Annotated in this window: 17 protein-coding genes and 1 riboswitch; of the genes, 7 read left to right on the top strand and 10 right to left on the bottom strand. The window is 46.6% G+C overall.

Going from position 1 to position 18,502, the window contains the following annotated elements; genetic code table 11:
* Nucleotides 1-12: 12 nt before the first annotated feature.
* The 8 genes from C8R30_RS03990 to putA all read right to left on the bottom strand — a co-directional run bounded on the left by C8R30_RS03990 (nucleotide 13) and on the right by putA (nucleotide 9,393).
* Complete coding sequence (locus C8R30_RS03990) at nucleotides 13-537, bottom strand: phage tail protein (RefSeq protein ID WP_090666249.1); 525 nt, start codon at nucleotides 535-537, stop codon at nucleotides 13-15.
* Nucleotides 538-549: 12 nt separating this feature from the next.
* Nucleotides 550-2,133 carry a phage tail sheath family protein gene (locus tag C8R30_RS03985; RefSeq protein ID WP_090666247.1) on the bottom strand — a complete coding sequence of 528 codons (1,584 nt, stop codon included), beginning with the start codon at nucleotides 2,131-2,133 and terminating at the stop codon, nucleotides 550-552.
* Nucleotides 2,134-2,163: 30 nt separating this feature from the next.
* A complete protein-coding gene (locus C8R30_RS03980) occupies nucleotides 2,164-2,559 on the bottom strand; it encodes a hypothetical protein (RefSeq protein WP_090666245.1) in 396 nt (131 codons plus the stop codon).
* Between the two features lie 26 nt (nucleotides 2,560-2,585).
* Nucleotides 2,586-2,840, bottom strand: coding sequence for a hypothetical protein (locus C8R30_RS03975; protein WP_090666243.1), 255 nt, complete (start codon nucleotides 2,838-2,840; stop codon nucleotides 2,586-2,588).
* Nucleotides 2,841-3,438: 598 nt separating this feature from the next.
* The gene (locus tag C8R30_RS03970; protein ID WP_090666241.1) at nucleotides 3,439-3,981 is read right to left on the bottom strand and encodes a CHRD domain-containing protein; all 543 of its coding nucleotides are present in this window, start codon (nucleotides 3,979-3,981) and stop codon (nucleotides 3,439-3,441) included.
* Between the two features lie 209 nt (nucleotides 3,982-4,190).
* The gene (locus C8R30_RS03965) at nucleotides 4,191-5,174 is read right to left on the bottom strand and encodes a sigma 54-interacting transcriptional regulator (protein WP_204799166.1); all 984 of its coding nucleotides are present in this window, start codon (nucleotides 5,172-5,174) and stop codon (nucleotides 4,191-4,193) included.
* A gap of 682 nt (nucleotides 5,175-5,856) precedes the next feature.
* Nucleotides 5,857-6,015, bottom strand: a complete 159-nt coding sequence (locus C8R30_RS15810; protein ID WP_177182263.1) for a hypothetical protein — start codon at nucleotides 6,013-6,015, stop codon at nucleotides 5,857-5,859.
* 258 nt (nucleotides 6,016-6,273) lie between these two features.
* Nucleotides 6,274-9,393: a bifunctional proline dehydrogenase/L-glutamate gamma-semialdehyde dehydrogenase PutA gene (gene putA / locus C8R30_RS03960; protein ID WP_107789589.1), complete on the bottom strand. Its 3,120-nt coding sequence runs from the start codon at nucleotides 9,391-9,393 to the stop codon at nucleotides 6,274-6,276.
* 787 nt (nucleotides 9,394-10,180) lie between these two features.
* Between putA and metX the strand changes: the two genes are divergently transcribed.
* Together metX and metW are read left to right on the top strand one after the other, a co-directional pair.
* On the top strand, nucleotides 10,181-11,308 hold the full coding sequence (metX, locus tag C8R30_RS03955; RefSeq protein WP_090666237.1) for a homoserine O-succinyltransferase MetX: 1,128 nt from the start codon (nucleotides 10,181-10,183) through the stop codon (nucleotides 11,306-11,308).
* Nucleotides 11,309-11,325: 17 nt separating this feature from the next.
* Nucleotides 11,326-11,937 (top strand): methionine biosynthesis protein MetW, encoded by a 612-nt coding sequence (metW, locus tag C8R30_RS03950; RefSeq protein ID WP_090666235.1) that lies wholly within the window; start codon nucleotides 11,326-11,328, stop codon nucleotides 11,935-11,937.
* A gap of 16 nt (nucleotides 11,938-11,953) precedes the next feature.
* Here metW and C8R30_RS03945 read toward each other — a convergent pair whose 3' ends face one another.
* The gene (locus C8R30_RS03945; RefSeq protein ID WP_090666233.1) at nucleotides 11,954-13,342 is read right to left on the bottom strand and encodes an AmpG family muropeptide MFS transporter; all 1,389 of its coding nucleotides are present in this window, start codon (nucleotides 13,340-13,342) and stop codon (nucleotides 11,954-11,956) included.
* Complete coding sequence (locus C8R30_RS03940) at nucleotides 13,339-14,112, bottom strand: exodeoxyribonuclease III (protein ID WP_107789588.1); 774 nt, start codon at nucleotides 14,110-14,112, stop codon at nucleotides 13,339-13,341. The genes C8R30_RS03945 and C8R30_RS03940 overlap by 4 nt, the downstream gene beginning before the upstream one ends.
* Before the next feature lie 17 nt (nucleotides 14,113-14,129).
* On the opposite strand from C8R30_RS03940, the gene pyrE reads away from it, so the two are divergent.
* The 5 genes from pyrE (at nucleotide 14,130) to C8R30_RS03915 (ending at nucleotide 18,493) form a co-directional block, all read left to right on the top strand.
* The gene (gene pyrE / locus C8R30_RS03935; protein ID WP_107789587.1) at nucleotides 14,130-14,771 is read left to right on the top strand and encodes an orotate phosphoribosyltransferase; all 642 of its coding nucleotides are present in this window, start codon (nucleotides 14,130-14,132) and stop codon (nucleotides 14,769-14,771) included.
* 420 nt (nucleotides 14,772-15,191) lie between these two features.
* Nucleotides 15,192-15,309: riboswitch (guanidine-I (ykkC/yxkD leader) on the top strand.
* A gap of 64 nt (nucleotides 15,310-15,373) precedes the next feature.
* The gene (locus tag C8R30_RS03930) at nucleotides 15,374-15,571 is read left to right on the top strand and encodes a hypothetical protein (RefSeq protein WP_107789586.1); all 198 of its coding nucleotides are present in this window, start codon (nucleotides 15,374-15,376) and stop codon (nucleotides 15,569-15,571) included.
* Between the two features lie 95 nt (nucleotides 15,572-15,666).
* Nucleotides 15,667-17,097 (top strand): APC family permease, encoded by a 1,431-nt coding sequence (locus C8R30_RS03925; protein ID WP_107783952.1) that lies wholly within the window; start codon nucleotides 15,667-15,669, stop codon nucleotides 17,095-17,097.
* Nucleotides 17,094-17,825, top strand: a complete 732-nt coding sequence (locus C8R30_RS03920) for an urea amidolyase associated protein UAAP1 (protein WP_107789585.1) — start codon at nucleotides 17,094-17,096, stop codon at nucleotides 17,823-17,825. Before C8R30_RS03925 ends, C8R30_RS03920 begins: the two co-directional genes overlap by 4 nt.
* Complete coding sequence (locus C8R30_RS03915; protein WP_090666221.1) at nucleotides 17,822-18,493, top strand: urea amidolyase associated protein UAAP2; 672 nt, start codon at nucleotides 17,822-17,824, stop codon at nucleotides 18,491-18,493. Before C8R30_RS03920 ends, C8R30_RS03915 begins: the two co-directional genes overlap by 4 nt.
* Nucleotides 18,494-18,502: the final 9 nt, after the last annotated feature.

Genomic DNA, 18,502 nt, shown 5'->3' with positions numbered 1-18,502 from the left:
GCTATCGACCCATTAAGCAGGTTCGTTAAAGCTCGGTTCTGACGGCTCGGCCACTTCATAATCGCGTTCCCAGCCCTCATTCTCGAGTTTAATGGTTTGAATCGCCACCGCATTGGCATTCGCATCGAGGTCGGGTAGTGCCTGATATTCGGATACCCAACAACGATACACTTTATACGCCAGCGCAAGCTGTCCTGCTTCGTTGTAGACCTCGATGATGAGGTCTTTACGGAAATCTTTGAGCGAAACCTCAGCGCCTAGACCCGAGCCAAAATTCCAGACCTTGTTGGCCCATTTCTCGAATTCGGTATCATGCGTAACGCCACGCTCGAGAGTGATGGCTTCATACTTGGTGCGACCAGGTGATTTACGCGCGGTAGATGGGTCCCCACCCTCGCGATGCTCTACCAATTCCGTTGAGCGTTTAAGTGCGCCTACTTTGCTGATTCCGGCAACATAGCGCCCATCCCATTTCACACGAAATTTAAAATTTTTATAAGGATCAAAACGTGATGTGTTGACACTAAACTGGGCCATAAGCTGTTCTCCTTAAGATTCGATTTGACCAGCGATTTGCTGTAGCTTGATGACGACGAATTCGGCCGGTTTCAATGGGGCAAACCCGACGATGATGTTGACGATGCCGAGATCGATATCATTTTGCGTAGTGGTTTCACGATCACATTTGACGAAATAGGCTTCTCGCGGTGAACGGCCTTGAAATGCACCTTGCCGGAACAAATTCTGCATGAAAGCACCAAGATTCAAGCGTATTTGGGCCCATAGCGGCTCATCATTCGGCTCGAACACCACCCATTGCGTACCCCGAAACAGGCTTTCCTCGATGAATAGCGCAAGCCGTCGTACCGGTACATATTTCCATTCGGAAGCAAGCGAATCTGCACCCTTGAGTGTACGCGCACCCCACACGACACGGCCGATCTCGGGAAAAACCCGGAGGCAATTCACTCCCAGCGGATTGAGCTGACCATTTTCGCCATCGGTTAATTTGACCGTCAGTTCAGATACACCATTGAGGGTCGCTTCAATGCCAGCAGGTGCTTTCCAGACACCACGCTGACTGTCGGTACGTGAGTACACACCCGCGATTGCCCCGCAGGGGACAAATTCGGCTAGACGTCCTTCTTGTAAGGAATCAGGGCAGCGCAATCGTGGAAAATAAATGGCCACATTTTCGCTTCTCGCCAACCCCCAAGTCACGCTATCCAGGCTATTTGCTCCCGAAATGAGATCCGAGGGTTCATCCCAGCTGTTGAGCGGATCGGCAAGATAGAGCGCACGGCGTGCGCGACAGTAATTAGCCGCTGCTGTTCGCGTCTGTGCGCCGATATCACCTGTCGCTTCGAAAGAAAAAGGAGGGATACACAATAAATTGAACAAATCGGCTTTTTCCAGTGCCCAGATACCTCGCTTACCGGCTTCGAGCGTTGGTGCCGATAGCTGCGTATCGGTGAGAATAGCGCCATCATCCCCATCGGCATTGAATGCAAAAGAACCCGGCGTAACCGTCATGGGATCGACACCCGGTGCGGCATCGGGTGTGGCTGCAGGGCGGGTGGCGGGAGCCGGCGTGATCAGCCGAACCAATTTGGATTCTTGTTCGAGCACACGGCCAGCATAGCGCGGATGAGCGGTCAGTACAGAGATATTGAGAAACCGTTCGGTTACGCCGGTAGCTGTATCGCGCAACGTCAGATTGAATAGCTCTTCCACCCCCACTTCTGGGCGTGTAGCGTGGTCGATCCGCACCCTGAGTTGTTCTCCCCAGTTACCTGGTGACGCCGCGACCAAATTAAGTGTATCAGCAGAACCGGTGGCAGCCGCCCCGCCATTGATCACGCGCACGATCAATGCGTCCGACCCGCCATTCTGGAAAAATTGACTGACCGCATAAGTCATCGGGCTTTGTCGCCAGAGACCACCGAAAGTACGTTCAAATTCGGCAAAGCTCTGCACGCGTATAGGCCCGGTTGATAATGGATCTGTATCGACAGGCCCACGCAGTGTCGAGCCGATAAACGCAGTAATCGAGGTGGCAACCCCTGTGATCGTACGCACACCACTGGGAATTTCTTCGATATAAACTCCGGGATAAGTCAAAGCAATAGGCATAGTCAGGTTCTCCAATCAAGAGCAAATTAATCAGGGTGTTGCATCGCGTGCGATGAAGATTTCAATGTGTGCTGGATGCGCGCTGGCATTTGAGAATTTCAAGGACAACGGATCTAGACCCAAGTGCACACCCGCACCACCCGAATAGAATTGTGGACCCGCTAATTCGATTGCTGCGCCATCAGTTGTTCCATCGCTGACTTTATAGGTAATCTCTGTACCATTTCCGTATTGGCTGGATTTAATCAATAAAAGGTAAATCCCGCTGACAGGACCAGGCTGCAAACTCACCTCCTTATCAACATCGCCCGCGGCAATGGAAACTTCAATGCGATCTGTCGCCTCTGCCGCAATGGGCCCTTCTACCGCCGTCACAGTTGGACCACCTGCTACTTGAATCGAAATTGACCAGCTTACATTAGCCATTGATTTCTCCTTAAATAAACCGACGGTCACTTGTAATACACGATGGATCGATACAGTATGGTGCCATCGACGAGCAGTATTTTTTCTACCATACCTCCTGCAATTAACCGGTCGAGTGCGCGCATGACTTCTTCTGTGTTTGCTTGCGCGTGCCCAAGCTCCGGTAACCACCAATTCATAATACCTTCCAATGAATCGGCTGCATTTGGATTACTTCGCAAATAATGCAGAATCGCATCATGCAAGCACTGGATCTCAAATGCTAATTCATCATTTTTCACATTCTGAAAAACCTATATTTACGCCCCAAAAAAAAGACCATCCATCATATCGGCGCTTTACTTCTAAAGAATGCAAGAGTCATGCCAAAATTAAAATATCTCTTATATAGCTGATTTATATAATTAAATTGAATGATATCCGAATAACATCTGGGTCATATCCTACCCACTCAATCACTTTCAGTTACATTCGAATATCTATATCTTATTGATAATAATATAGATAGATATTCAACCCACTTCTGGGTAAAATTTAGACCGATTTGTTTAATGAATAAGCCGAATTAAATGGCAAGAAACGAATTACAGTAATTTTTTGAGTGTTCACTCGTGAAAAAGGCAGTGAAGTAAGGATCAAATACGATTAAGACTGCTACGACCGCATTAATTTAACAAAGCAGCCCTTCATTTTTCAAAAGATGGCAGATCCGATGATCTCGTGTTGGATTAAGGAGGACGTAACTATTAATGCCTAGATTCAAAGACATTAGCCGGCAGTACGTGCCAACTGGCGATCCGATTACCGCATAATAAGCTTTTATACAGTTCCACTGTATTGACGATACTCAGTGGAACTGTTCTGTTAGTGAATTTAGCTTTAGTCGTCCTCGGTTTTTGTTTCAGGCAGCAGTTGCCCTCGAATGACACCGCCCGGAAAAGCCGTGTTATGCACATTCGCGTAGATTTTGCCTGCAAGCATGGCAAACGCAAGAGACGCAATATTATTGAGAGGCCCTCCGCACGCTTCGATACCTTCAGGCGACTCAGGAGGTAGGATATTGGCGTTATTTAATTCGCTTTCTGCCGCCCCTTCATCCACATCAACCCCCGGGGGCGCTACCGGCCCGAAAAGAAAGGCCACCACAGGTCCATTTACTCCCGCAGGACCGCAGTGGAAATGGGCTTGGGTAACGCCGACGCCATTGCGTACGACGATACGAAACTCCGCTTTGCTGAGTGCCTTATCAAATTTGACTGTAATTTCACCACTCGTATCGGTGTCAACTCCGCCCGGTGGTGTGGTCACTTCTTGTGCACCACTTAAATGTGACTTGAATGTCAGTTCATTATCAGCCGACACGATACCTGGGCTAAGTAAAAAAATCGATAACAGAAGCGGCCTAAGATAATCTTTTTTCATGCGCTATCCTCCTTATTGAAGTTTCTTAACAGTACAGTAATATCCCCAGGAAGGGTACAAACCCCGGGACACATCAGAAAACAAAAATTTCACCTCAATCCCCTGCGAGAGCCACGTGAATTCACTCTATAATGAATAAAAAAAATGGGCACCCCTTAGAGACTACTATGCCAGTTTCCAGAGATGCCCAATGAGGAGGGAGAACATAGTTATAGCGTTAATGAACAATAAAATTGTTTATCCATTCCATACTTCTTCAACAGCTTGCCAAATGCACGGCGTTCTTTACCAGCCAGTTTCGCTGCTTTAGTTACATTACCTTGTGTTTGCGCCAGCGCCTCGGAAAGATAACATTGCTCGAATTCAGCAATAGCATGGCTTTTAGCTTCGTTAAAAACTTTGCTGATAAGCGCCGATTGCCGTCGCTCTGTTCCAGTACGTCTTTCAATCGCATCGAAATCAGGTGATTTAACCCGGATGATAGCACCATCCTCCAGTAAATATTCGCGACAAATCAGATTTTCCAATTCTCGAATATTACCTGGCCAGTAATATTCATCTAGCCAAGCAAGTGTTTCAGGATGCAGCTTTTTTTCACCGTAACCAAATCGCTGAGCACAGGCTTGCAAAAAATAATCTGCCAGCAATTTGGCGTCACCCTGCCTCTCCCGTAGCGGCGGTAACTTCAAGTACATAATTTTGAGTCGAAACAATAGGTCAAGGCGGAATAGCCCCTGCTTTGCCAACTTATCCAGATTGGCATTGCTGGCAACGATCACGCGCACATCAGCTGAAAATGAATGTGTGCCACCCAGCGGACGATAGAGCTGATCTTGCAGGAAACGCAGTAGCACGACTTGTGCTTTGGGAGATAATGCGTCTACTTCATCCAGAAAAAGTGAACCATGCCGTGCATGGGTAATCAAGCCTGGATCATCAGATCGTGCGTCTGTATAGGCACCTCGTTTATGACCAAACAATTCGTTCTCAATGAGCATATCGGGAATGGCGCCACAATTGACAGGGATAAAAGGACTTTCGTGCCTAGCACTGCCGTAATGGATAGCACGCGCCACTAATTCTTTTCCAGTGCCTGTTTCACCTTCGATCAAGACAGGAACATCGCAACGCGCCATTTTTGAAATCTGTCGTAGCATTTCAATAAAGATGGATGACTGTCCTATCATCGTCATAGGTGTTCCTTTCTCTTAAAATGATTGAGAAATTTTCGACGAATATACACTATCGAAATTTCTCCCTCTCTTTTTAGCACAATTACTCTTTCAGCGTATAAATGTCAATAGGATAATTTGGGCGGTCGATCATTCGAGTAATCATTCTTCTCTAGGTATTTCCTGACCCAAGCTTTCCATATACGCCTCGTTACCTTACAAGCAATATGAAAATTAGTCATTACGTATTAACACGTATATGTATTCTTTTAATCAGGAATAACGACGTGACTCACCAAGATACCCGCCAATTAATTTATTGGGTTTTGGCGAGGAGGAATTAAATCTATGGTGCATAGAAAAGAATTCAGGCGAGTCGTTTTAGCGCCCGACATGACTAATGAATTTTTGTTCAGGATTTACAGTTTGAACCTGAAATCAGGTGGGTAACACTTCTAAGTTAATGCATTGGTCCTAGCTTAGCGCTATCGAATAGGACAGCAGGATGATATTTTATGGAAATGGAACCCGATTCCTGTCAATACGAAACCTAACTAGCTATTTGGACTAGCTATAGCTTTAGCTTTATTCACCGTTCTTACGCCAACAGTTTGGGTGCCATCAGCCGATGGTTATTAAGAAACGTAAATCAATTGATTAGGGCGAATCGGATTACTCTTCGCACCTAATCTTTGGATCAAAACTATTCTAATCCCAGAGAGCTGAGTGTAATCTCAATGTCTTCGTAATCATCTTTGGTGAATTCAATTTCATCAATGATCTTCGCGATCCGACTATCTGGCATGATGTCGTCAGAAAAATCATCTGCGTCAATATCGTCAAAAGAAAGTCCCTTGTTCATAACAGCAACCCTCCTTATTCCATCATAATGAAGATGGTAAATTAATATCACACGAATCAGTTACACTAAACAGAAATTACTCATACTTTCTCTATTCAATTTACACTTATACAATATAAATCAGCTATTTAAATATTGCTATCGTGTCGTTTTTTATCATACGGCTTTTTGACACCATTTAATCCAGTGAATTCAACGTTAAACTCCATTCTTTAAAATATTTTGATAACAAACGCATAACATTCCGCAACAAAAGCGCTACAGACGATTCATTTCACTCAGCGACAAAAGTGCCGCATTACCTCCCACGGCTGTAGTATTAACCGTAACCACACGCTCGGTTGCAAAGCGTTGCAAATAATGTGGGCCGCCAGCTTTAGGACCAGTTCCTGACAGTCCTTCTCCTCCAAAAGGTTGTGAGCCTACTACTGCGCCAATAATGTTTCGATTGACATAACTGTTGCCGCAATGGGTATGACGGGTAATATAGTCAATAGTGGCATCAATTCGACTATGAATGCCGAGTGTGAGGCCGTAGCCGCTGTTATTGATATCTTCCACGACTTTATCTAGCTGATCGGCTTGATACCGGATGACGTGGAGAACGGGGCCGAATACCTCTTTCTTGAGTTGGTCAAGGCGCTCAATTTCATAAACGCATGGAGCAAAATAACTGCCCTCGGCATGACTCTGTGAGAGCGATGCTATTTTGATCTGGCGAGCTTCGCTATTCATCCGATCGCAATGTTGCCGCAATTCCTTGCAAGCTGCAGAACTGATGACCGGCCCAATATCCGTAGTAAAATTCATCGGGTTACCGATGCACAGCTCATCCATTGCACCGCTTAGCATTGTCAGAATTTGCGGCGCGATTTCTTGTTGCAAAAACAGTACACGTAACGCCGAGCAACGCTGCCCCGCACTATTAAAGGCAGAAGCAATGGCATCTTTAACAACTTGCTCCGGTAGTGCAGAGCTGTCAACAATCATGCAATTCTGACCACCTGTTTCAGCAATCAAAGGAACGATACGTTCTCCTTGCGCCAGAATTTGATTAATCTGTCGTGCAGTGCTGGTTGAGCCTGTAAAGGCAACACCGGCTATACGTGCATCACTTACCAATTTCATGCCGATTTCATCACCCCTGCCGGGTAGGAAGTGTAATACATCCTTAGGAATACCTGCTTCATGCAGCAAGCTCACCACATACCCAGCACATAACGATGTCAGCGCTGCAGGTTTGGCAATGACGCAATTGCCCGCTGCAAGAGCAGCAACGATCTGGCCGGTGAAAATCGCCACGGGAAAATTCCATGGACTGATACAAACAAATACGCCGCGACCCACTAAGCGCAATTGATTCATTTCCCCCGTGATGCCTGGCAAAACGATGGGATGCTCAAAATGTCGGCGCGCCTGAACGGCATAGTAACGGCAAAAATCGATCGCTTCACGCACTTCGTTAAGTGCATCATGCAGGGTGCGTCCGCCTTCACGCATGATACGTGCCATGAGTTCAGTGCACTTTTCTTCAAACAGGTCCGCAGCACGCTCTAATAGAGCGGCTCGTTCACTAGCACTGTTATTAGCCCATTTAGGTGCTGCGCTATGTGCGATGCTGAACGCCCGATCAACGGCACTGAGATCGGCCAACAGTACTTCTCCGATTGCATCGCGATGGTTGGCAGGATTCAATCTAGTTTGTTGCTTACCGGTAAGAATATCCCCATTGACGATTGGCGCCGCTTGCCACGACTGCTGACACGCCTGTCCCAGAGCGTGTATCAAGCGGTTTTGTATTTCTCTGTCAGCAAGATTGATACCACTCGAATTGAGTCGCTCATCTCCATAAAGATGACGCGGCAGAGGTATAGCGTGCGTCTGGTGCTCAAGTACGGCTACTGGATCTGCAATCATGTCATCTACAGTAACCTGATCATTGGCGATCTGGTTGACAAAGGAACTATTAGCGCCATTTTCCAGCAAGCGGCGTACAAGATAAGGAAGTAATTCTTGATAATCCCCAACCGGCGCATAGACACGGCAAGATAACTGCGGCCTTTCATTGAGTACGGTCGTATAGAGGGCTTCTCCCATGCCATGCAAACGTTGAAACTCGATTGAGCGCCCCTCTGCCATAACAATGAGAGAAGCTACAGTACGGGCATTGTGAGTAGCAAATTGCGGGTACAAAAGATTATCATGATCAAAAAGGCGTCGAGCGCAAGCAAGATAGGAAATATCTGTCGCTGCTTTTCGGGTAAAAACTGGATAACCTTCCAAGCCTCGTTCTTGCGCTAGTTTGATTTCACCATCCCAGTAGGCGCCTTTCACGAGGCGAACGGGAATCGAACGTGTATATTCACGCGCCAGCTGCGCCAACCAATCGATCACATGAATTGCCCGTTTTTGGTAAGCTTGTACTGCCATACCCAATCCATTCCACCCATTCAACCGATCATCACGGTATACAGCTTCAAATAAATCAAGCGCGAGATCGAGTCTATCAGTTTCCTCCGCGTCAATAGTGATGCTGATATGGGCCGCTTTGGCAGCAAGCACCAAAGCCAGCAAGCGGGGTAATAGCACATCCATTACCTGTTGCCGCTTAGTGTATTCATAACGAGGATGAAGTGCAGAAAGTTTTACAGAAATACCGGAACGATCTTGTAATTTGCTCTGATAATCTTGCTGGCCGAGGGTTGTGATGGCCTCATGATAGGCTTCCCAATAGCGCACAGCGTCAGCAGCGGTCAGTGCCGCTTCACCAAGCATATCGAAAGAATAACGGTAGCGCCTATTCTCACTCTCCTTGCTGCGCCTCAAAGCTTCCTCAAGGGTACTGCCCATAACAAACTGATGTCCGATCAAACGCATTGCTTGTTTAATCGCCATGCGGATCACTGGCTCCCCGCTCCTGCTGATCAAACGATTAAAAAGTGAGGTAGAAGCTTCCAATTTGACAAATTTACCAGTCAGCAATAACCCCCAGGTTGAAGCATTGACCCACCATGAAGCACTATGTCCAAGATGGCGACTCCACTCTGCGCTTGCCAGCTTATCCTGAATCAGGCGGTCTGCAGTAACATTATCGGGTATACGCAATAACGCTTCAGCCAAACACATGAGCAGTACACCTTCTTGAGTACTCAAATCATATTCATGAAGCAACGCATTCATTCCAGCCCGCGCCCCTTCCTGGTCACGAACCTTGGTTACCAAATGTCTCGCTAACGCTTCTATTTGCGCTTGTTCATGCCCAGCGAATCGGATGGAAGCAAGCAAACTGTCGAGATGTGCAGCTTCATCGCAAAGATAGGCTTGATTAATTGCTGTTCTGGCATGAAATAAAGAAGGAAAAGGCATATCGTGTGGCATGGTGTCAAACATCCTTACACTATAGAAACAAAAATTATCGATATATCGAAAAACTGCACAGCATTACAGAGAATGCCACAGGATAATGCAAAATAAAAAGTTACCCACTGCTGTTACAACGGTTTCGGATTAAAACATGACTCTCTGACACGAACTGCAAGATAATAGCGAATAAGATTGAAAGTCATGCGCTCTAAACCATCTCGGCCTTTTCCTTTTCATTACAAGCGCATTTCTTTGTCAATCGGGCATAAATTCGATCCGGGTTAATAACTCAAGAACGATACGATGTACTCATGACTAGGAGATTGTCCGAGAATAGCGATCGTAGCGAGGGTGAGTCTGGTTGAGCTGGATTTTTTGATCATTTGCGGCGAATAGTCGTTCTATTTAACGATAAGGATCGGGAAATCCGACCTGGCAGGCTCGTCCGCAGTAGATCCGTCTCAGACAGTCTAGTATCATCTTTATCGGCTGAGTTTGCACACGAATAGGGGAGTTTGGATCAACTGTAACCTGCACAGCCAATTTGTTTATTCTATGCTAGTATTTCCCATGAGAGCGGCAGAAATTCTTTATCATTCCATCAATCGGCGCTGGCCAATCGATGCTAAATCAATGGGTTAGTTCAAAATTTGCAACAATTGACTTTTAGTGCGCTGCCAAATAATCAGGTTTTGAGTAGGTACAGGCCTCCTCCCTGTTTTTGGCGATATAATGCTTCTCGGCAATAAGCGTTCGGTCATCTTCCTTATAAAAATAATTTCCTAGATTTTTAGATATATTCATGCATGATTCAGAATCTATTGGCATCGTTACGCCCCAAAGGTTTTATTTTGATACGCCACTCAGTTTGGAAAGTGGCGCAATATTAGATAGCTATGAACAGGTTTATGAAACCTATGGTGAATTGAATGCAGCAAAATCCAATGCGGTCTTGATTTGCCATGCGCTTTCCGGCAATCACCATGTCGCTGGCGTTTATGCCGACAACCCCAAAAACGTAGGTTGGTGGAACAACATGATTGGACCGGGCAAACCAATTGACACACGCAAATTTTTTGTAATTGGCGTCAACAATATTGGTGGTTGTCATGGCTCTACCGGTCCTGCAAGTATCAATAAAAAAACAGGTAAGCACTATGGTGCTGATTTTCCAGTAGTGACGACGATTGACTGGGCGCAAACGTATGTCAGGCTGGCGGATAAATTTGGCATTGATGAATTTGCCGCCGTCGTGGGGGGAAGCCTTGGCGGTATGTCAGCCATGCAGCTTGCACTCGATGCGCCTGAAAAGGTCAGGCATGCAATCGTAATCGCGGCTGCAGCAAAATTAACCGCACAAAATATCGCGTTCAATGACGTAGCGCGCCAGGCGATCATTACCGATCCGGATTTTCACGGAGGCGATTTCTATTCGCATGGCACCATCCCGCGCAGGGGCTTGCGCCTTGCTCGGATGCTGGGTCATATTACCTATTTGTCCAATGACTCCATGGCAGAAAAATTTGGCCGTGAACTACGATCAGGCTCGTTAAGCTTCAATTTCGATATTGAGTTTCAGATCGAATCCTATCTGCGCTATCAGGGGGATAAGTTCGCGGATCAGTTTGATGCCAATAGCTATCTGCTCATGACGAAGGCGCTGGATTATTTCGATCCCGCACGTGATTACGATGATGACCTGAGTGCTGCTTTCCATCGTGCCAAAGCGAATTTTTTAGTGCTGTCATTCAGCTCGGATTGGCGCTTTTCTCCAGAACGTTCACGCAGCATCGTCAAAGCCTTATTGGACAACAAACTCAATGTTAGCTATGCGGAAATTCCTTCCAGGCACGGCCACGATTCCTTTCTCATGAAGGATGAGCACTATCACCAACTGGTGAGAGCTTACATGAATAAGATTGAGACATAACATTCAACGGTGTTTTAATGGCTAAACAACCCTCCTCTCTTACTTTGTTAAGACCTGATTTCGCAATTATCGCTTCTTGGATCCAACCAGGGTCGAAAGTGCTCGACCTGGGTTGTGGTGACGGGACACTGCTTGGGTATTTGCAAGACACGCTGGGCGTGCATGGATATGGCGTTGAAATCGATGATGCCAATATATTGGCATGTCTCAATAATGGCGTGAATGTCATTCAAAGTGATCTTGAATCTGGCCTATCGGGTTTTGAATCGAATTCTTTTGATTACGTCATCTTGTCTCAAACGCTGCAAGCAATGAGGCATACAGAAGACATCATCAAGGAAATACTTCGCGTTGGTAAAGAAGGAATCGTCACTTTTCCTAATTTTGGTCATTGGAAAAATAGGCTACAAGTCTTATTCGGCCATATGCCCGTATCTCAAACGCTGCCTTATGAGTGGTTTGATACGCCTAATATCCACCTCTGTACTTTGAATGATTTCGAGCAGCTTTGCCATCGGCATGGTATCCACATCATTGAACGCCGTGTGATGAATGGAAGTCAGCATATTACTATTGCACCTAACTTATTTGGCATGCTGGCGTTTTACCGTTTTACTTGTGGAAAATAAACATGTCAGAATGGCGCTAAGAATGATCCGCGGGTGGGGGTGCTTTAAATTCGATTCGGCCAACCAGCCATACTAAAACAAGCACGGGTACACCCAGTAGCGCAGTGCCACTGAAAAATAATGCGTACCCGTAGGCATCTACAAATTGTCCACTGAAACCAGCGATGAATTTAGGCAACAGCAGCATGATTGAACTGAATAGCGCGTATTGCGTTGCAGAATAAGCCGAATTGGTCAATCCCGAAAGATAGGTAATAAAAGCGGCCGATGCAATACCTGCCGAAAGATTATCTGCAGAAATAGTGAATATCAGCCCTACGACATCGTGCCCTCTCATTGAGAGCCAAACAAATAATAAATTGGTTGCAGCCGATAACACCGCACCCAGGAATAATATCTTGAACACGCCGAGCCGTGCGATCAGTACCCCTCCTATTGCCGCACCCATGATGGTCATAATGACGCCATACACTTTGGAAACGGTCGCCACTTCATCTTTGGTATACCCCATGTCAACATAGAAAGGATTGCTCATCACGCCCATCACGACATCTGAGATACGATAAACAGCGATCAGCGTCAAGATCAAGATGGCATGGTAGCCGTGCCGTACGATAAAATTCTGAAATGGTGCAACCATAGCCCCATATAGCCAAGTCAACAGCCGTATCACGTGAATATTTAAGTTCCAGCCCGCAATGACACGACCGACTTGTTTTTCATTCTCTAGAGCAAGGTGATTGATGGAAACATCGGGTTCGCGAATGATCAGCGTTGTCGCTATTCCCACGGCCATGGAAGCAGCCATCACCAAATAGGCCATGCGCCATGACTGATAATCGTATTCAGAGGGAGAAGCATCCAATGACGCGGCGATCCATAGCACGCCAGCAGATGCCAATATCATTGCCAAGCGATAACCAGCTTGATAAGTTGCTGCCATAGCGCCTTGCAATCTCAATTCGACCGCTTCAATACGATAGGCATCCAGTGCGATATCTTGAGTAGCCGAGGCAAACGCGACTGCCAGCGCAAAAAACACCATGTGAGACAAATTCAAGAGTGGATCGGTATTCGCCATGCCGATCAACGCAATCGTTATCGTAATTTGCGAAAGTAACAGCCATGCTCGGCGCCGTCCAAGCCATCTCGTCAGTAGCGGCAATGGCAAGCGGTCAACCAACGGTGACCACATCCATTTAAAACCGTAGGCTAAACCAATCCAACTTAAGTGCCCTATGGTCGCGCGATCGATCCCAGCTTCTCTTAACCAGAACGAAAGCGTCCCCAATATGAGCAATAGCGGCAATCCAGCCGAAAAACCCAATGCCAGCATGCCAACTACGCGAGGATGCGCATAAATACGGCAAACACTCAGCCAGTTTGCGACCGTAGTATTGCTCATAAACGGTGATCGTAATCAATTATTAACGGCGCATGATCTGAAAACCGTTCTTGCTTATAAATGGCCGCATGGGTCGCTTTATCAGCAATCGTAGGTGTGGCAATCTGATAGTCGATTCGCCATCCCACGTTCTTTGCCCACGCCTGCCCTCGATTGGACCACCAGGTGTATTGTTCTGGGGAAGGCTCTATTTTTCGAAAAACATCAATCAGCTTCAGCTCATCAAAAACCGCTGTCAGCCAGGCGCGTTCTTCTGGTAAAAAACCGGAATTTTTTTGATTAGCGCGCCAATTCTTTAGATCGATTTCCTTGTGGGCAATATTCCAATCCCCGCACAAAATAACCTCCCGATTGCATTGGGCCAGTCCTTTCAGAATCGGGAAAAATTGCGCCATAAAGAAAAACTTGATCGCTTGCCGATGCTCACCACTCGACCCCGAAGGCAGATAAATCGATATGATACTCAAATTACCAAAATCAGCACGCAGATAACGACCTTCTGCATCGATTTCTGGAATACCGACGCCTTCTATCACATTATCCGGCTCGTGACGGGAGTAAATTCCAACACCACTGTAGCCTTTCTTATCGGCGCAATGAAAATAGCCATGGTAGCCATCAGGGGCTTTCATTTCAGGGGTCATATCGTCAGGCTGTGCCTTCAATTCCTGCACGCATATCACATCAGCCTGCTGTGCAGGCATCCATTGAAAAAAACCTTTATTAGCTGCAGAACGAATGCCGTTGACGTTTAACGTTATAATTTTCATTTTGTTGGGTTTTGGCTATGTCAGATTTTAAACAAGCTTTTATTGAGTTTGCCATTGAATGTAATGTACTGCGTTTTGGTGAATTCATCACTAAAGCCGGACGCCGTTCGCCTTATTTTTTTAACGCTGGGCTATTCAATGATGGCGGCTCATTACGCAAATTGGGGCAATTCTACGCGAAAGCCATACTGGCTGCGCAGATTCCGTTTAGTATGTTGTTTGGCCCTGCTTACAAGGGTATTCCACTGGTCAGCGCGACTGCGATTGCACTTGCCGAATCGGGTCATAATTACCCTTTTTGCTTCAACCGCAAGGAAATCAAGGATCATGGGGAAGGTGGTAACACCGTCGGATCACCACTGGCAGGCCGTGTATTGATCATCGATGATGTCATTACTGCAGGCACCTCGGTAAAAGAGTCTGTGGCACTGATTCAAGCCGCTAAAGCGATTCCCTGTGCTGTTGTAGTTGCGCTAGACCGAATGGAAAAAGGCCTGGGTCAGTTATCTGCCATACAAGAAGTCGAGCAAACATACGAAATTCCCGTTATCAGTATTATCAATCTAGACAATATAATCGATTATCTCGCCGCTCAAAAAAGTATGGCACAGAACTTAGCAGCGATAGAGCGCTACCGCGCTCAATATGGTGTCGCTTAGATTCGGCATTTTCTCAGTGAATGGCTAGGCATCGAAAAAAACCCCTACCACAGATGGTAGGGGCTAAGGGCCTCGTCACATTTAATATCAACTCACCAAGTTCAGCAATTTTGCACTTCCACTTCTAGACTAAATTAGGCTTATCAATAGCTAACACTATAAGGTAAATCAACCAGCATCAAAGTGGGAATAACACCCTATTTTCTAGCCATCTTCATCGTTTAGCTTCTAGGATTGAGCACTGGGATGCGCCATGTTCGATCGACTTTTTTCGACTTTGCACTAAGAAATATATTTGTCTTTCTATAAAAGTTATGTTAGCTTGTCTCCAAAATCGTTTCTTAGATAAGTATGAGTAGTTAGATTGTTTAATTAGCTATTGAGAGGCGTCACTGGGTTATATCAGTCGATATAACCAATGTAATAGCAAACTAGGGTTCCGGCTTTTCTTATAAGAATTACAAGAAAAGTGACTGGTCCGAGAGTTTCTGGCTTCGACCATGACGAAGCTCCACGGAGGGATAAAAGCCCGGGAGATTACGTAATGTTTAAACACATTACGACTCTCGTTGCTTTTCCTGATGATAAAAGGAGATTTCGTTATGTTTTCATCTATCTTGCCCTTATTGCTTCGCTGCCGTTCCGGTCTTGTTCAGGTAAATTCAGCGGCATCACCACAGTTAGCTTTTGAATCCAATGGCTTCATCAAGCTATCGGGCAAAAATTCCCGTTTCTTGATTCACCCTCATCCCTCGCAAGATTGCTATCCCGATAGCCAATATATGGCTGGCTTTATATAGCTGGATTTGGCTTGATCGATCGTCTACTGGCCCTCAATTTGCGGCCAGTTTCGACTTAGGTTGAATCATTTTTCACACTATTTTCGAGGCAAGTTATGTCTTCCACTCATAATCCCAAGAGTTTTACAACTGAAATGAAATCGGCCGATCCCGATATACTTAATCGCAGTATGGGGGTTTGGAATAGCTTTACACTCGGGTTCGCGGTGGTTTCTCCCGTCGTCGGGCTTTATGCTATCGTCGGCGTGCAAACCAATGTAACCGGGGGTGGCTGGTTCGCCGCCTTGGTAATCTGCTTGATCATGCAGTTACTGGTTGCAACCGTTTATGCCGAATTATCCTCCCAATTTCCGATTGCAGGAGGCGCTTACAAATGGGCACGTCAACTTGGCGGAACGATCACTGGCCAGTATGCAGGCGCAATTTATGTTTGTTCAACCATCGCCATGTTAACCACCACTGCTTACACAGGGGGGATCTGGCTCGCCATTTTGTTCGACTCCCCAAGTGAGACAGGCATTATGATGGTGTTCTGGGGCGCCATTTTCCTCTTGATTTGCATGCTGCTCAATCTCGCCCATGTTAATGTCTTTAAGTCGATTATTGCACTTGGTGTTTACGCCGAAATCATCGGATCATTCGGCATCGCCTTGCTGCTTTTCTTTTTCTTCAGGGAACACCCCTTCTCCGAGTTATTCCAGCATCTGGGTAGTGGTACGGCACCCGACAAACTTTCAGCTTTTCTAGCGGCACTAGCGATTGCCGGGTGGGCCTTTATTGGATTTGATGCTTGTTCCACAACATCGGAAGAAACGCATCAACCCAAGCGTATGGTACCGCGGGCCATTTTTTTTGCACTCGGTGCGGTCGGCACCGTCGTCGTTTTCAATTCCTCAGCACTGATATTATCGTTCGACCATGATACCCTGGCGAAAACCAGCGCAACATTTGATCCTATTACACCACTGGTAACAACGCATTTCGGCAGCTGGATCGAGAAGCCGTTTCTGATAATCGTTGTCGTGGCTTTTTTGGCTTGCGGCGCATCCGTAGTCAAATATACCTCCCGCATCGTATTCTCCATGGCGCGTGAAGGGAACATGCCGTCGATACTCAGTCATGTAACGGCTTCAAAAGCACCCCACAATGCGATTCTATTCACGGTATTTCTAGCTGGTATGGGGTTATTGTTCGGGCTCAATGATCAAGCAGTTGCAACCATCATTGCCTTTGGAACTGGCGGTCTCTATGCCATGTTTTCCATGACTACGGGGGTTGGCTTATACACGCGGCTTACCGGTCGCTGGGACCCTGCTTTGGGTGAACTGAAGTTGGGAATATGGGGATTGATCATCAATATTATCGCTTTTGCTTGGTCACTCTTCGAACTCATCAACATTGCTTGGCCACGTACCTATTTAACCTCACCCGATGCACCTTGGTGGCAAATCTGGGCAGTTCCCCTTGTATTGAGTGTTATCTTAACTGCGACGACATTGAGTATTCTGATAAGGAGAAATAAATGAATCACAACAACGTATTTCTATGGGAAGAATCTATTCCCGGTGGATGCCACTGGTCCGGTATCCTGCGACGCGGCCTAACCCTGCGGTTAACGGACACCAGTGGCGGTGCCAATGCCGCCGTATTGTTCTATAACCAGGAAGAAAAACTGGAGCGCTACAATATGGCAGACACCCTCAAAGCGCAGCATACCTTCCGCCTGACCAAGGGGCATGCCTGTTTTTCCGATATGGGGCGGATATTTTGTTGTATTACTGATGATACGGTGGGCTGGCATGATACGGCGTGCGGACTGAGCGACAGCAAACTGATACAGCAAAAATATGGCGTTGCCCGCTATCAAGAGCATCGCAATCAGATGTATCGCAGTGGCTTGGATGGTATGCTGATTGAACTTGGCAAGTGGGGGCTGGGTATGCGTGATATCGTGGCCAATATCAATTTTTTCAGTAAAGTCATAGCTAGTGCTGCGGGTGAACTCACATTTCACTGCGATCATAGCAAAGTAGGCGATTACGTCGATCTCAGTTTTGAGATGGATACATTGGTTGTTCTGACTGCAGCGCCCCATCCTCTCGATACGCGTCCCACCTATCAACCGGGCGATATTCATCTGGCAGCGTTTGTCACACCAATACATGCTGTTTCAGAATGCAAGCAGATCGCAGAGAATGCACGCGGATTACATAACACCCACCGACTTTATCATCCTTGCGGAGGCGCGCTATGAACACATCTCAACTCATCGAAAGCAAACTCACCCCTGATACAGCCATCATCGATGAGATTTGTGCAGCAGGTGAACCCTGGACCAAATTCGTCAAACGCGGGCAGACATTCCGTATCGTTGATCTGGAAGGCAATCAAGCGGTCGACACACTTTTTTTCAATGCGCATCATGCACTCGAACGCTATAGTGTAACGGATACCATACGCGCTCAGAACAACCTTTACCTGACAACAGGCAGTGTCCTTTACTCGAACTTGGGCAATAGGATGCTTACCATTGTTGCTGATACCTGCGGACGTCATGACACGCTAGGAGGAGCCTGCGCCGCAGAAAGTAACACGGTACGCTACGCATTGGAAAAATACCCCATGCACAGTTGCCGAGATAATTTCTTGCATGCCTTAGCGCATGATGCTGCGTGCGAACTACTTGACATGAGCAAGCGCGATATACCGAGTAACATCAATTTCTTTATGAACGTGCCTGTCACCGAAGAGGGGGGGCTAGAATTTGTGGATGGAATTTCGGCACCCGGCAAATATGTCGAAATGCGTGCAGAGATGGATGTATTGGTTTTGATCTCGAATTGCCCGCAACTGAACAATCCCTGCAATGCCTACAATCCAACTCCGATCCGCTTATTGGTTTGGGATACACAAACCACTTGATGGCTTATC

This window comes from Nitrosomonas nitrosa (assembly GCF_003051105.1).
GTDB classification, from domain to species: Bacteria; Pseudomonadota; Gammaproteobacteria; order Burkholderiales; family Nitrosomonadaceae; genus Nitrosomonas; species Nitrosomonas nitrosa.
The sequence above is the reverse complement of the archived record's forward strand: the minus strand, read 5'-3'. Positions and strand labels throughout refer to the sequence as shown.